Origin of the sequence: Glaciecola sp. MF2-115 (genome assembly GCF_047250385.1) — a bacterium.
In the GTDB taxonomy this organism is placed as follows: domain Bacteria; phylum Pseudomonadota; class Gammaproteobacteria; order Enterobacterales; family Alteromonadaceae; genus Glaciecola.
Window position 1 is genome coordinate 32464 of sequence record NZ_JBLBVM010000052.1, and the last position, 15399, is coordinate 47862.

11 protein-coding genes are annotated in these 15399 nt (G+C 41.1%); 6 read left to right on the forward strand and 5 right to left on the reverse strand.

From position 1 onward, the window contains the following. The first annotated feature begins 233 nt into the window (after positions 1-233). On the forward strand, positions 234-1187 hold the full coding sequence (locus tag ACKLNX_RS10320) for a M48 family metallopeptidase (protein WP_412972300.1): 954 nt from the start codon (positions 234-236) through the stop codon (positions 1185-1187). 81 nt (positions 1188-1268) lie between these two features. Here the strand turns inward: ACKLNX_RS10320 and ACKLNX_RS10325 are convergent, their stop codons facing one another. From ACKLNX_RS10325 to pdsO, 5 genes are all read right to left on the reverse strand, one after another. Further along, complete coding sequence (locus ACKLNX_RS10325; protein WP_412972301.1) at positions 1269-1511, reverse strand: NINE protein; 243 nt, start codon at positions 1509-1511, stop codon at positions 1269-1271. 14 nt (positions 1512-1525) lie between these two features. After that, positions 1526-1909 (reverse strand): NINE protein, encoded by a 384-nt coding sequence (locus tag ACKLNX_RS10330; protein ID WP_412972302.1) that lies wholly within the window; start codon positions 1907-1909, stop codon positions 1526-1528. Positions 1910-1989: 80 nt separating this feature from the next. Further along, the gene (locus ACKLNX_RS10335) at positions 1990-2625 is read right to left on the reverse strand and encodes a class GN sortase (RefSeq protein WP_412972303.1); all 636 of its coding nucleotides are present in this window, start codon (positions 2623-2625) and stop codon (positions 1990-1992) included. Next, positions 2622-5060: a marine proteobacterial sortase target protein gene (locus tag ACKLNX_RS10340; protein ID WP_412972304.1), complete on the reverse strand. Its 2439-nt coding sequence runs from the start codon at positions 5058-5060 to the stop codon at positions 2622-2624. The genes ACKLNX_RS10335 and ACKLNX_RS10340 overlap by 4 nt, the downstream gene beginning before the upstream one ends. A 31-nt stretch (positions 5061-5091) precedes the next feature. Then, positions 5092-5916 (reverse strand): sortase-associated OmpA-like protein PdsO, encoded by an 825-nt coding sequence (gene pdsO, locus ACKLNX_RS10345; RefSeq protein WP_412972305.1) that lies wholly within the window; start codon positions 5914-5916, stop codon positions 5092-5094. A 242-nt stretch (positions 5917-6158) separates the two neighbouring features. Here pdsO and pdsR point away from each other — a divergent pair, with 242 nt between their 5' ends. The 5 genes from pdsR to ACKLNX_RS10370 all read left to right on the forward strand — a co-directional run bounded on the left by pdsR (position 6159) and on the right by ACKLNX_RS10370 (position 15280). Next, a complete protein-coding gene (gene pdsR / locus ACKLNX_RS10350) occupies positions 6159-6881 on the forward strand; it encodes a proteobacterial dedicated sortase system response regulator (protein ID WP_412972306.1) in 723 nt (240 codons plus the stop codon). Next, on the forward strand, positions 6878-9151 hold the full coding sequence (locus tag ACKLNX_RS10355; protein WP_412972307.1) for an ATP-binding protein: 2274 nt from the start codon (positions 6878-6880) through the stop codon (positions 9149-9151). The genes pdsR and ACKLNX_RS10355 overlap by 4 nt, the downstream gene beginning before the upstream one ends. Positions 9152-9372: 221 nt before the next feature. After that, positions 9373-13962 carry a PAS domain-containing protein gene (locus ACKLNX_RS10360; RefSeq protein ID WP_412972308.1) on the forward strand — a complete coding sequence of 1530 codons (4590 nt, stop codon included), beginning with the start codon at positions 9373-9375 and terminating at the stop codon, positions 13960-13962. Positions 13963-14172: 210 nt separating this feature from the next. Continuing rightward, entirely contained in the window at positions 14173-14640 is a 468-nt protein-coding gene (locus ACKLNX_RS10365) for an RNA polymerase sigma factor (RefSeq protein WP_412972309.1), read from the forward strand. A 10-nt stretch (positions 14641-14650) separates the two neighbouring features. Further along, positions 14651-15280, forward strand: a complete 630-nt coding sequence (locus ACKLNX_RS10370) for a hypothetical protein (protein ID WP_412972310.1) — start codon at positions 14651-14653, stop codon at positions 15278-15280. The last annotated feature ends 119 nt before the right edge of the window (positions 15281-15399 follow it).

Here is a 15399-nt window from a genome sequence, read left to right on the forward strand (position 1 = left end):
AAATAAAAGCTAAAACTTTCTGCTAAACCAGTAAGTCTATCTTTTGCCAACTGCTCTTCCACTAAACTTTGCACAGCATGTCGCTTTGCAACGCAGTTATATATCCAGAAGCATAAAGAAACTAGTTCTTCCATTGAATTGTGAGGTATTATAATGTCCAGGCTAAAGTAGTTGTATTCAATATAGTAAATGCACTTTTGCGAGTTCTTTCGCAAGCTGACAAGGAGTAATAAATGTCACAAGAAGATATATCAAAACAGGACGTTGAGCCATCAAGCGAGCAAGCGCCTCAGCCCGTTTACTACCAACCGCCGGCATCCCATGAGAACCATCACAAACAAATGGTCAAATGGCTTACCATTTCATTTACAAGCTTGTTTGTTTTGGCTGCCTTGTTCATTTTTTTCGCCGATCGAATCTTAATAAATTTACCTTTTTCTGCTGAAAAGAAGTTTGTTCGACCCTATGAAGAAATTACTCGTTACTTTGGTGATGATGAATCTAGCGTAGAGCGCGATGACATCGAAGCATATTTAGATAAGTTAACGGCAGATATAGCGAGTAAGATGAATCTTCCGGCAGATATGGAAGTTGAAGTGCACTATTTAGACACCGACGCAGTAAATGCATTTGCAACTCTGGGTGGTCACGTATTTGTTTGTCGAGGTTTGATGGAAACCTTGGACGACGAAAACAGCTTAGCGATGATCATAGGGCATGAGCTTGCACATATCAAAAACCGGGATCCTATTGTTGGAATGGCTCGAGGCTTAACTATTCAAATGCTATACAGCTACCTCACCGGCGACTATTCAAGCTTAAATGTGAGTGGTTTAGGTAGTGAGTTAGGTTTGTCTTATTTTAGTAGAGAGCAAGAGCGCAAAGCCGACAGTATGGGAATAGAAGCATTGAATGCTCACTACGGACATGTAGCAGGTTTCGATAGTTTGTTTAGCGCACTTCAAGACAATGATGATATGCAAAACGATCATCAAGACAGCCATACTACTCAGAACGAATCAAACTGGTTTTCGAGTCATCCTGACTTAAACGAAAGAATTGCTGATTTGACTAAGCAAGCTGAAAGCAATAATTGGTCTAGCGGCGAAGTTCAAGCCTACCCGGCGCATATTGTTGAAGCTTTACAATCCATTGGTGAAAACAAAGTATTAGGTAAGAAAAAATAGCGGAATATAAAAAGGACTTTTGAATTTTAGACGTAAAAAAAGCAATCTATAAAGATTGCTTTTTTTGTCTCATAACCGAGATTACTGAGATTTGATCACGTTGCCTTGAGCATCTTTAAAGCTGCCAACAGCAATCATGATGAAGTCAATCAGACTCCAAATACCTAGGCCACCCAAAGTAAGAAGCATTAGAATGCCAGTACCGATTTTACCTACGTAGAATCTATGAACGCCCAATGCGCCTAGAAAGAAACATAGCAATAAAGTAGGAACGAATCCTTTTTCACTAATTGGTGTTGGTACTGGTGCTGTAACTTCTGACATGTATATCTCCTTGATTATGCTAATCTTTGTCCGGGGTAACAGACATAGTTCCCTTCACCATCTTTAAATGATCCGGTAAGTAGCATTATTGTTATTATAAAAGTGTGTATTCCATCAACTATACCGAACCCAATCGCCCAAAATAAATGACCGTTTACGTAAAAGTATATCGTAGCTATGAATAGGCTCAAGTCAATCAATCCCTCGATGTACCGACCTAAATAGAAGTGGTGGATCCCCATAACACCAAATATTGCAGAAATGCATACGGCGACAGGATAACTCTTTGATGATGGTTGTTTCATATAGCAACTCTCCTTGTTAGGGGCATAATATAGGCTATCTGACGTTAAAGTAACAGTCATTTTTATATACCTAAGCAAAGTACCTAATACCATTGTCTGGGACGCATGATATTAAAGAAGAGCCTTTGGAGGGGGGGGAGTTAAACCACGTGATTAAGATCGTCTTTTATTACCTAAATTTTATCAGCTTTCACGACATATCTTAAACTTGGGTTTGGGCTAACACTGTCAAAGGGGTAGCAAGTAATGAGCGTAACGCTCGTGCTCATTATGTCGCTATCTAGCACATCAAGGTTATGTTGGTCGACAATTTCAATACTGCTAACGCGATAGACTTGCTTCAAAGGCTCAGTTGTTGCGTATTCATTTCGACTCGTTAAGTAAATAAGATCACCCAGCTTTGCTTTCTTTAGCACTTCAAAATGAGTGTCTCTATGACCGGCGACTACCGCATTTCCGGGTTTTCCCAAGGCTGCAGTTTGCATTAAGTGCGCAGGACCAAAGGCAAGGTTACGCCCACTTGCCCCAGCTAGAATGTACTGACTCGTTTGGTACATATCCAGTTTCGCTATTGGGTGAGTATCAGCCCAAGGCCATGGCTTTTTATGTTCTCCTGTGTGCATGTAATGACTCCATGATTTTGCAATTAAATATTGAGCATATTTCGCTTTTGCTTGTATATAAAAGCCATCAAATATAAAGAGGATGGCAATAGCAAACAGCGATAAGCTAATAATGTTTTTAAGATTGATCTGGCATTTGTTAATTCGGCCTTGCTTGTTGATAAGACTCTTGAAAATTAGCATCATTTTCTTAGTCGTAACTGTGTGGGAAATCGGTATATCAATAAGCTCAGCATTAGAAAAACAAAGCCTAATATCAAGTTCAACTGCGCGCTTGTTGCGGTTTGAGGCAACGTGAAGCCCTGTTGAGCGTGTCTTTTTAGCTTGCTGGTGGCTATTCTCTCTCTCATGAGTTCCTTATCTGTATTAAGGTCATCTAGCAGAGAGGTCGGTTTGGTTGGTAATACGTCAACGGCAATCAAGCTGGTATATTGGCTAACGATGTGATGCTCAAGTGCTGTTTCGGTTATTACTCTGATAATTCGTTGCTCTTCTGATTCAGGTAAAATAGGGCTATCTGAGTTAAGTTCCTGACTTTCATAAATTTGTTTAGGCTTATCCGAGACGACGCTTCGCTTATCTCTGGTAAGTTGAGCTATTTTTTCTCTCGCCCAGAGTACATTGATGCCTTTTGCTTTGTGTGCATTGTCAATTGACGTACCTACACTATTCAATTCGATACTTGGTGTGAATTGCCATGGTGAGTGATTGTAAGTGCCCACTAATATCGGTTCCGCTTTCTGATTTAAGGTCTGTGCAGATTCCGATAATTGTTTACTTAAATCGTGACTACTTAATGATTGCTTGTAGCTAATTACAAGAGGCTCGCTTTGATACAAGTCACCGATGACATTGGGATACATTTCAAAATCTTGATAACGCTGGATCCCTTTTAAGTTCAATTTAATATCAGTCAAGGCCGGTGCACTGATTTTATCGAGTAAGTCGTCCATTTTTTGAGTTAGGTGAGCAGTGTTCCCAATAAAGGTGAAGCTTCCTTTGCCACTTTTTGCCGCTTCAGTCATAAAGTAGCTATTTGGGGCTGAACCTATGCCAATCGTAAAAAGCCGAGCTTGATTCAAATTTTCAGTTATCAAGCTCATTAACTCGGATTCATTACTCACACTTCCGTCAGTAATAAACAGTATTTGTTTAAAAAGCTCGGGATCGGCCTCACTCAGCAAAGCCATAGACAACGCTTGATGCATCTCTGTTCCACCATTTGCTGTCAATCCCGAGATAAAATCAAATGCTTCAACCTTGTTTTCAGTATCCGCATATCTTGCTTTTCGCCAAAGGAGTTCGGCATTGCTATTAAACTCGATGATGTTGAACTTGTCTCTTGTACTTAATCCATCAATGGCATGGGCAAGCGCTTGTTTGGCTTGAATAATTGCGTCACCCGACATTGAGCCTGAAGTGTCTAGCACGAAGATAACTTCACGATCCAAAACAAGCTGTTCATCTGGAAGTGGGGGATAAAGCACAATCATGCCGTATTCATTGCCATTCACGAATTGTGTAAAGTGCGCAGAGCTGGGACTGCTGCCTAACTCTGGTTGCCAGCTAAGCACATAATCTTGCATGGCAATGGTTTGCTGTTGCAAATTCACGATATAGCGATCATTTTGCTCAAGCGAAACTTCAATAGGATGATGCTCGCTGTCAATATTTTGCAATTGAACACCTGCGTTTAAGCTCACTCTTATATCGATATTGTCGGAAAACTTCTGTTGCATCATTGAACGGTCAATAGATAATCGTGCTGTTTCTATCTGTTCAGTGTTTGCATTCCTAGGCGCGTATCTTGGTGTTACGCCCAATGGAAATCGCAATGAGTAAGCCCCATTTGTATAGCGAAGGATTTGCTGGTATTCGATCGTAATTTTGATAGTTTCGCCAGGGCCAATATTGGCAATACTGTTACTAAACAAATTGGGCCGTCTTTGTTCAACTAAGCTCGCTTTCTTACCTGCTTTTTTAGCTTCATTAAAGAGCTTTTTTGCAGCCAATTTTTCTTTTATCTGTCCTTCTATTTTCCTATCATCTATTTCAATAAGTAAATGATCAACGGCTGCATTCTCCGGTAAAGGGAACACATATAAACCATCGACCCAATGATTACTGTTGTTAGTGAATGTTTGTACTAGTGAAGTCCTCGCAATCATACCGGTGACGGATATATCGACGTCGGTCTCAATTGTGTCAGCTAATGTGAAATTAGGTACACCAGCTTCTGTACTCGAGTTGTTGCTGCTCGAACGATCTAAACTGTCGTTTATAACTTGATAATATAATTGCCCCGTCTGTGCATCCTTGTATGGATTTAACGGAGCAATATGCTTGCCCTCAATAAGCGCATTTTCAATATTTATTTGTTGTTGAATGTGAGTAGAATTTTGAGTTCCAATCACATTCAGTCCAACATTAGTGATATCAGTGCCTGCAGTATTATTGCTACCTCCAGTCCTTGCTGCGGATACTGTGTTTTTGAAAAACAAGTTTGAGGAGCCACTGTTTTCATCCAATACCGTCATGGGAAACGAAGGTACAAAGGCTTGTATCACTCCCACAACAGTCACTGCCGAAACAACGATAACGAAACGATGTAATGATGCCATGGGAGTTTTCCTTTTTTACATGTGTGGGTAATTAATGAGTTGCCGCTGTCATTTCAGCCGGCTTGTTACTCACCTTTAGCATTACACGACGGTCAAAAAAGTTATCTTCATTGCTATCGCTTTTGCTCACTAGCTCTGTCTCTCCAAAGGATTGCGTGATGACCTGGTTTTCATTAACAAACTGGCTGACTAAATAGTCCTTTACTGCGTTAGCGCGTTGTTCCGATAGCACTTGGTTATAAGTAGATTCACCACGCTGGTCGGCAAAGCCCGACAGTTCAATTTTCAAGTTCGGATTTTTACGTAACTCACTGGCAAGGCCATCAAGTTGAGATTTGTAATGATCTTCCACTATGAAAGAAGCCGTCTTGAATTGGATATTAGCTTCAAGGGCTGGCGTGACCAGCTGAATGGCTTGCGACATGGCGCTGTCCATAGCGGCAATTTGTTGATTAGCCGAAGTAATTGATTTTTCATAATCCTGTTGCAGGGCGACCAGTTTTTGCGATGTGCTATTTAGCTCATTTCTTGTTAATTCTAATTTAGCTTCATCATTTACATCATCAGCGATTAGAATGCCAAATAATCCTGCAACTGCCGCGCCGACCGGACCTGCAACAGCCGCGCCAAATAAAACTCCGGTACCAAAACCGATTACTTCATTCTGAGTTTCTTGGCTCTCAATTTCTTCTGCGCTCAAACGTGCTTGGCTTTGAGGATTAGACCCTGCAACCGAGAATGCAGAAACACTCATTAAACTTGTAAAAGCAATGGCTAAGCTTGTTTTGGTAAATGCATTCTTTACGAAAGCTGTTTTGTTTGTTGCCTTGGTATTTGTGTTAGTTACTGTTTTCATGATGTTCTCCAAAATATAAAAATTGTTTTACCGTTATTCAAATGCTGTTTTTGTTAGCGATGTTTTTGGTAGCGATGTTGAAACGCCATGTCATTAAACAAAGACTTCGTGTCAACTTCGGGGAGAAAAAATGGCAATGTTGAGGTCAATTGTGGCGAAAAAATGGAAATTGCTCCCAAAGGCTTTAACCCACCGCGATTTTCTATATAGTTAAGCTCAATTGATTTTCTGGAAGATGTGTTATGACAAAGCAAATTGCATTAGTTGAAGATGACCGAGCGTTGCGGGACAACTATGTGTCTGCTTTAACAAAGCAAGGTTATGAGGTGAAAGCCTATGCGAATAGGCCTGAAGCGGAAGTCGCATTTACAAAACAACTACCAGATTTAGCGATTGTCGACATTGGCTTGGAAGACGAAATAGATGGGGGCTTTGCTGTCTGTCAAACCCTGCGAAGTTTATCTAAGACTTTGCCGATTATATTCTTTACGGCGAGAGATAACGATTACGACACGATTTGCGGCTTAAGAATGGGCGCGGATGACTATTTGACGAAAGACATTAGCTTGCCTCATTTATTAGCTAGAATTGCCGCACTTTTCAGACGCACTGCATTATTGAATGAACCTCAAGTGCCCTCTGATCTTATCCAGTCAGGAAGTTTAGTGATGGATGCGAAAAGGATGACGGTTCAGTGGAAAGGTCAGTTGATTGAATTAACCGTGACCGAGTTTTGGATGTTACATGCAATTGCTAAATTTGCAGGTCATGTAAAGAGTCGCCAACAGCTAATGGATGAGTCAAAGATGGTAGTGGATGACACGACTATCACTTCACACATTAAGAGAGTGAGAAAAAAGTTTATTCAATTAGATGCTACATTTGACCGCATTGAAACGGTTTATGGCATGGGATACCGCTGGAAATCAGAGAATTCAGACTCTCAATCAAGTGAGACTTCATGACAAATTGGCGTATCAGCTTGCGCGTTAAGCTACTATTTTTCTCATCCTTCTTGTTTGCCATCCCGTATTTGGGTTACCAGTATGTTTGGGAATTAGAAACCTATTTGCGGATAGGGCAGGAACAAACGATGGTGGGCACAGCGCGAGCCGTGGCAACTGCACTGCATGAACGCCCGAAGTTATTTTCAACACAATCTTCATTTATGAGTGATGTACGGCCGGGTACGGATCTGTATGCCCATAGTATTGATTATCCCATTCAGTTAGACGGAGATGTAGCCGACTGGGATGAGTATAGTGCTTTCAAAATGCATTATGCGGAGCAGAACTTAATAGAGATTCAACAAGCATACCGTCCACAAAGTCTGTCTTTTAAACACATGATAGGGCGCTACGATAAGTTTCTTTACGCAGTTTTCGAAGTTAACGATGATAGTTTGGTCTTTCGTGCTCGCAACAGTTTGCGTATCGATCGCAATGATTATTTACAGATAGCAATGACTGATATTAAAGGTGAGTTTCAGCGCTATATTGTTGCACCGATGCAATCAGGTTGGGTAAATGCCTATTTGCTGAAGCAAGATTCGCCGAATATTCAGCCCGAGCGTCTAGAGACCAAAATACAAGGTTACTGGCAGCAAACAGAAGCAGGCTATACCGTCGAGTTGCGTATTCCTGTTGGCATGATGTCTAGTAAAATTGCTTTTGCTATCTCCGATGTAGATGATGCAGAAACTCGCTTCGCAAAGTATACCTTAGGGACGGCAGATCCCACGAAGGCTGACTCACTTGGCACTATTTTGATCCCCTCGCCTGACATCGAAAATATTCTGAAAGGTTTACAATACGCCAACGCAAGAGTTTGGGTTATCGATAAACACATGCGCGTACTCGCGAAGTCTGGGGAGATTCAAAGTGCTAGTGGCGTGCAAGCTGAGCCATCAAACATCGCCAGTGCTATGCCTTTAATCGATGAGGATGCTGATAAGGATGAAAAAAGTGAGCGAGAAAACTTACAAGTAGAAACACAAGAAAATATAGCTGAAACACCCAAAATGCGTACTAATGAAAATAAAGGGATTTGGGAGTATATTGAGAGTGAGTGGTTACTACCAATCTATTACAGGATACTCACAAAACCGCCTGCCGATTTTGTTGATGATCTCGATAATGCTTTTGCACTCGCGGGAAAAGATATTGAAGAGGCACTAGATGGCACGCCAAGCACATTGTGGCGATTAAGTGCAGATAAAAAAGCGGTCATATTATCCGCAGCACATCCTATATATATTGACGAACAAGTAATGGGAGCTGTCGTCGTTGAGCAAACAACGAACGGGATTAGAACCCTGCGCAATCAAGCATTGGAAAAGCAATTCCACTTCATTTTGGCTGTTATCGTACTAGGCACATTGTCTTTGTTTTTATTAGCATCCAGAATTTCTTGGCGCATTCGAAAGCTCAGAAATGAAACTGAGAGCGCAATTGATAGCTCAGGTAAAATTATCGGTGAAATCAAAGCTTCTCCGGCAAATGATGAAATAGGCGACCTGAGTCGAACGTTTAACAACGTACTTTCCAAACTAAGCCAGTACAACAGTTATTTAGAGAACATGGCGTCGCGTTTGTCGCATGAGTTACGCACGCCGGTGGCGATAGTCAATTCATCATTGGATAACCTTTCACTTGATAAACACTCTCAAGATAATCAAGCTTATATTGACCGTGCTAAAGAGGGCATTACAAGGCTTAGCAAAATACTAAGCAATATGAGTGAGGCAACTCGCTTAGAGCAAGCAATACAAAGCAGTGATGTGGAAGCGTTTAGTCTTAATGAAGTGCTGGTCGGATGTACGGAAGGCTATCGCTTAGCGTACTCAGAGCGCCAGTTTTTACTCGAGACAGAACTTCAGTCATTGGTGATAGAGGGGGCACCTGAACTCTTCGCACAAATGTTAGACAAGATTGTCGCGAACGCCGTTGAGTTTAGCCCGCAAAATTCGTTAATTCGAATCGCTCTAAAAGGAAGCGAGAATGCATTTAGGATCCACATTAGTAACCAAGGCCCTTTACTGCCTGAAAATATGCAAAAGGAGCTTTTAGACTCAATGATATCGGTAAGAAAAGAGCAAGGTTCAGAGCAAGCACATTTAGGATTGGGCTTATACATTGCTAAAATGATTGCACTTTTTCACCATGCAAGCATCGATATTGAAAATCAAACGGATGAATCTGGCGTAGTTGTGACATTAAGTTTTAAATCTCGCTAAACCTGCCGATAGACTATAATGAACTTATGATGTTAGTAAGATCAAATTAGTTCTATTAAAGACATACTCATTGACTCGACTTGTGGCGTATTTAGTGACAATTACGACTAATTAGTTATTCATAATTATACACAATATGTTGTACGACTATTTTTAAGTTGACGCTCACGATGTAAGTTGTCTAGTAGGATATAAACTTATTTTCAATGGATACTCACAAGATGCCACGACACTTGCCGTTCTCTATTCTTTCATCTACTAAGCGAATAGCCTTCTACGCTTTGTTTCTTATGAGCCCTGCGTGCTTCGCGTTGGGTGATAAACTCGCACTACAAGATGAAGCAACACTCAGTTTGATTGCGTATTCGGGAATTGGTTTAGTTGTTTTATTTTTTGCTTTGACTGTTTATGCATTTATCAGCATGAGATCGAAGAATAAGCTCATTGAAATTCATGACGAAGTGCTCGCCCAGAAAGACGAAATCATAGATAAGTGCAATAGCGGCGTTATGCTCGTAGGTTTGCGTGGAAATGTTATTCAATTAAATAGCCCAGCAGCGACTTTACTCGGTCGCGAAAAAGGGCGATTACTTAATCAGTCATTAGTTGATTTCTTTAGAGATGAAGCTAAAGACGCTATCAATAAAGCATTTGATAGTGACGAAGTGGTCAGAATGGTGGTCACAGCGCCATCGAGCAATATGGAGCTACGTCTTACCATTGCAAAGAACGCGTCAATGTATGACGGCGTTGCTTTTGTTGTGACTATTGAAGACGTTAACAAATATGAAAAAGAACTTAAGCAAACCAAGCTGGACCTAGAAGAGCTTAACGAATTAACTGAGCATTTATATTTAGGCCAAATGAAGATCGATTTTGAATCAGAAACGTTTGAAGCCAACCAAATCTTATCCACTATTCTTGGTTTCAGTGAAGAAGTGACCGGTGACTTCGACAAACTTCATGAGCTTGTCTGTCCAAACAATATGACATTCTGGAAACAGTCCTTTGAGTTGGCAAAAGAGCAACACGAAGTTGATTTTAAGAGTGTGTTGCAATCTGTTGAAATTAAAGTGCCTGTTCGCGTTGTGGCTATTAGTACTGCAAAAAACAGCAAGGGCAAATCAACAGCCTTCAAATTATTAATCATTGATGAAACTGAAATTCGTCAAAATCAAAGAAAAGAATATTCTAGCGAGCAAAAAGTAAAAGCAATACAGAATGTCTCATTGCATCCTCTGTATGTGCTTGACGAAGAGTGCCGAATTATATCGGTCAATAATCCGTTTGAGCGTATGTTTGGTGTTCGCTTGGCGGAGATTAAGAATAAGCGCTTTGATCTGCTTAACCTTGTACCTGACGATATCAATAAATTGCATAATCCAGATGAAACGCCAGTTGGGATTGGCAGAGCATTGAATCGTGAGTTTACCGGAAAAGTAGGTAAAAAGTCAGAGCAGAACAAACATGCAGCCGACGCACCTGAAAGCTTTAACACCGTGAATGATGGTAATACGACCTTACACCTAAGAGTCACTCTGCAAGCATTTGGTGATGACAAAAATGAACGAGCAGGTTTTGCTGGGATGTTCCAAGACCTAACCTTGCTAACTGAAACTCAGCGACAGTTAGAGTCAGAGCGTGCTCACTTCTCAAATCTATTGGATATCGCACCAATCGCGGTAGCAACAATTGACTCGGAAGACAAGATTGTTCACGCAAACACGGCGATGACAGAGCGCTTAGGTTTAAATGAAAAAGAACTTAAAAAGGGCACGTTCTATCAATTATTCAATGATGCTGATGCGGCCGGTAGAGCAGCTAAACAATTACATCAAACAGGTCGCTTAAGAGACTTCCATACCAGCTTACGTGGTAAGAACGAAATTATGCATCCAAGTGAATTGCATATTGACCTGTTTAATAAAGAAAAAGAGCAATATGTTTGCTGGATTTCAGATCGCTCAGGCGAACAATTCCAAGAAGATAAATTCCATGGCTTGTTAGAACATAGCAGCATGCCAATGGCCATCCTAGACGAAAAAGGCTTCTCAAATGTTAACCCTGCGGCTTGCGAGTTCTTTGGTGTTGAGAATGAAGATGACTTATGGGGCTTCGCTCCGTATTCACTCGAACTGAATCGGGACGAAGGCGAAGCTTACGAATTAGAGCGCATTGTAAATAAAGTAAAATATGATGGCAGAGCGAAGTCTATCAGTTGGGAGCATAAAGTCGGTGCCAAATCCCGTCCTTGCCAAGCTACCTACATTCCTGTTTATAAAGGCAAAGAGTTCGATTCAATTTTATGTATGTGGACCGATTTAACTGAGATTATTCAAGCAGATCAAGCACGCCTTGAGGCCATTACAGCACAAAAAGAATCGGAACGTGAAGTAGCGGAAAAACAACAGCTGCTGCGCTCAAGTCATGAGCAACTGGCAACGAAACTTAAAGATTTGCGTGATACGGAAACAAAACTTCAATTAGCTCAAGATGAAATATCAGAAGCGAAAATTGACTATATTACCTTGCAAGAAAAGCATCAGAGCGTCACGGATAACTTGCATAAAGTGCAGAGCCAGTATTCTCAAAGCAGAGAAATGTTAAGTGAAGCACAAGAAGTCAATAATACGCTTACCGAGCAGCTAGAGCTGTCGACTCAAAAAGTCAATAACTTACAAAGTCAGCGTAATGAAATTTCGGACCAACTGCAGTTAAGTGAGAAAAACTTCAAAGATGCTCAGGCGCAACTTGAAGCTAGTGAAGAAAACTCTAAAAAACTACAAATGCAGCAGCAGCAACAGCAAGAGAAAATGCAGGCATATGTGACTCAGATTGATTCATTGAAGCAATCTATTACAGACAAAGATGCTGAAATTAATGAAGTAGGCTCGCAAATAACGGGTCTGCAAGAGCAGCTACAAACTAGTGATAGTAACAGTGAGAAGTTGAAGCAAGCGTTGATAAACCAACGTAAAGCGAGTGAAGAAGCTGAATTGCAGCGTCGCGAGCTTGAACAAACTTACAAGTTGGCTCAGTCTGAATTGACCAACAAAGTACGACACGTTGAGCATTTGCAGAACGAAATGCAAAAATTTGAAGAAATGTCGAAGCAAGAAAAAGGCGACATGGCTGCTCAACAAAGCAAGCTAATGCAAGAGCTTGAAGAAAAGCAGAGTATTTTACAAGAAACACAAAATGCGCTAGATGAAGCGAAGCAAGCTGCTGAGAAAGAAAAACTAGAGAAAGAGAAACAACACGAAGAGATGAAACGTGTTGAAGCTGAATTGGCAGAAGCCGAACAGCACGCTGAAAGTAAATTACGCGAGATGAAAGAAGCTGAAGAGCAGCGCTTAATCGAGCAGCAAAAACTGCAAGAAGAGCTGAAAGCGAAGCAACAAAAACTGCTTGAAACCGAGCAAGTGTTAAGTGATGCGAAACAGCAGACTGAGGCAGAAAAAGCCGAGAAACTTCGTCAGCAGGAGCTATTCGATAAGCTTCAATCTGAACTGCAAGAAATTGAGCGTCATAGTGCAGAGCAGCAAGCTAAAATTGATCAATCGGGCAAACAGTGGGAAGAGCATCAAGCTCAACTTAAATTGGAAGTTGAAGCCAAGCGTCAGCAATTGCAAGACTCTCAAAGCAAGCTAGATGAAATTCAGCAGCAAGCTGAAGCTGAGAAGTTAGCGCGCCTTGAAAAAGAACAAAAACTTGAGCAACTAGCAGTTGAATTAAGCGACGTGGAAAGCCGTGCTAGTAAACAACGTGAAATGCTTGAGGGAAGTGAAGAGCAGTGGACGGCGCATCATAAACAAATTGAAGAGCAGAAGAAGCAACTTCAGCAAGCGCTTATTGATGCACAGCAACAAAATCAGAGTCTGCAGCAAAAACTCGAAGGCAACTTGAGTGAGTTACAGCAAGCTGAATCTCAAGTGTCCGAAACGCAATCGGCAGAGCATCAGTTGCAAGAACAACTTAATAACGCGAAAGCACAACAAGAAGAGCTTGAAGCGCATATTAAGCAGCAAGAACAGCAAGAGCTAGCTCTGAAGAAACAAGTAGAAGAGCAACAAGCCAAACTCTTGGGTAGAGAGCAAAGTATTCAAGCAATGGAGCAAAAACAAGAAGAATTGTTAGCTCAATTAGAAGCTGTACAGAAAGAATATAGTGAGAGCAAACAAAGTCTGAATGATCAACAAAGTAACCAATCTGGTCTAGCAGAGCAATTGGCTTCACTAGAGCAAGAGTTACAGTCTAGTAAAGCGCAATTAGATGATAAAGAAGTTGCATTGCAGAAAGCGCAGGAGCAATTACAAAGTAACGAAGAAACTCTCGCTGAACAGGAAGATGCTCTAGTGGCGGCTCATAAAGAAGAGCTACAACAAGCTCAAGAGCAGATGAAAACGCAACAACAAGAAAGCGCAGAGCCAGCAACTGAGTCAGCTATCGCCAAAATGCCGATGCCTGAGAATCCAAGCATGTGGTTTGATTTATTGCCTTATTTGCAACAGCAAGGGCAGGTGGATTCACTTTCTACCGCATTGAATGAAATTATTTCTGAATTAGAAACTGTCATTGAGTCCACGGATAATGCCGTGATGCAAGATGACAACGGTGAAATACTTCGCGGCGCGAGAAAGCTTGTGCAAACAGGTAAGAAAGTAAATGCAGACGCCTTGTTTGACGTTGTTAGTCGCTTAGAGGTCGATTGTGGTGCGGGCATGGTAGATAACATTTCAATTGCATGGCCTAACACGAAACGTGCGTTTTCAAACACTTTGCGTGTAATATATGAAAACTTACATGGCTAAAAACGCAGATGCTATTTATAGATAGTCAGCTGAATTGATAAGAAAGGTCTTCGTTTGAAGGCCTTTTTTTTGTCTGAGGATAAATTAAGGTGAGACTCAATGAGCGCATTATTCGAATGGTGTTAATAAAATATTTATCCTTCTTGTAACTATTGGCCTCTTCACACGACTAACTCTAATACAACACATAAACAACAGCATGCGAGAATCATGACAGAAAACTTTGATGCACTGGTCAGCAAGAACATACATAAGCTTCGTAATATATGTAGAACTTATGCTGACTTTGAGGAAGTTGAAGATTTGTTGCAAGAAGTATTGGAACAACTTTGGCGTAGTCATCAGAGTTTTCGAGGCGACTCTAGTATTGAAACTTGGCTGTACCGAATTGCGATTAATACGGCGGTGTCCTATCAGCGCAAAAAAATCAGCCTTCGTAAGCAGAAAACTGCTGCTAGCCTCACTAATGAGAAGACAGAGTCACATGGCTTAAACCAAGAGCAAATAGTCGTGACGTTTTCGAAATCTTTGTCACGCATAGATCGAGCTATTTTTGTGTTGTACGTGAACGGCCTAAATACCAGGGAGATGGAAGCTGTATTGGGCATGTCTGGAAATGCAATCAAAGTTCGCATTTCGCGAATGAAAACTCAATTTCGTCAACAGTTTGTTGACTAAGGCGGCGCAAGTGGAATTAGATGAACTAGTAATGAGCACCGAAGTATCCAAAGTGGCTGAAACAGATATCAACATAAATCAGTTTAACAGGCGTTATAATTGGCACTTTTACATAGAGGTCAGTGTCGCCGTTTTTGCCTTTATTGCCGTAATGATAGGTATGTTTAGTGGCCACGTTTGGTATCCATTAGTTATTGAGCAATTGTTACCTGAATTTGCATCACAGCAGCTTTCCATGCACTTTTTAATGTATTTTGCCATGGCTTGCAGTGCAATCTACTGTTTGTTTGTTCCTATCAAATTAGCGAAAGCAAGAGCGGTACCTGATGTAAAATTAGCTTGTAGTTTAAAAGAACGTGTGGAGTGCGAAATTCAGCATTTTGAGAAGCAAAAAACATTGTGGACTGCAGCACATATTTGGTCATTTCTTCCAGCCAATGTCATAGGGCTTTCTTTTTTCTGGGGCCTGCAAGTCAGTTTGTTGGATCAATGGTTTCCCTCACTCTACCTCATGGCATATATTGGATTTTTAGTCTTTTCAAACTGGGGCGGACTAAAACTTCAGAAGCAAATGGTAGAAAAAGAAGTCGCACCGATTTTGCAGGAATTGTATCAATACCGACAAGAATTGAGTGAGTAAAACTCAGCCTAAAAACGGCTGTCCAGCGAGTTTTATTTTAAATAGTGCGGCTAAATCTGGGCAGGGAAGCCATCAACTTTATCAACCTACAATCTTGCTGTGATACAATCCGCTTAACA

Coding starts and splice junctions, on each gene's coding strand:
- ACKLNX_RS10320 (WP_412972300.1), top strand. CDS start 234: ATGTCACAAGAAGATATATCAAAACAGGACGTTGAGCCATCAAGCGAG.
- ACKLNX_RS10325 (WP_412972301.1), bottom strand. CDS start 1,511: ATGTCAGAAGTTACAGCACCAGTACCAACACCAATTAGTGAAAAAGGA.
- ACKLNX_RS10330 (WP_412972302.1), bottom strand. CDS start 1,909: ATGGTATTAGGTACTTTGCTTAGGTATATAAAAATGACTGTTACTTTA.
- ACKLNX_RS10335 (WP_412972303.1), bottom strand. CDS start 2,625: ATGATGCTAATTTTCAAGAGTCTTATCAACAAGCAAGGCCGAATTAAC.
- ACKLNX_RS10340 (WP_412972304.1), bottom strand. CDS start 5,060: ATGGCATCATTACATCGTTTCGTTATCGTTGTTTCGGCAGTGACTGTT.
- pdsO (WP_412972305.1), bottom strand. CDS start 5,916: ATGAAAACAGTAACTAACACAAATACCAAGGCAACAAACAAAACAGCT.
- pdsR (WP_412972306.1), top strand. CDS start 6,159: ATGACAAAGCAAATTGCATTAGTTGAAGATGACCGAGCGTTGCGGGAC.
- ACKLNX_RS10355 (WP_412972307.1), top strand. CDS start 6,878: ATGACAAATTGGCGTATCAGCTTGCGCGTTAAGCTACTATTTTTCTCA.
- ACKLNX_RS10360 (WP_412972308.1), top strand. CDS start 9,373: ATGCCACGACACTTGCCGTTCTCTATTCTTTCATCTACTAAGCGAATA.
- ACKLNX_RS10365 (WP_412972309.1), top strand. CDS start 14,173: ATGACAGAAAACTTTGATGCACTGGTCAGCAAGAACATACATAAGCTT.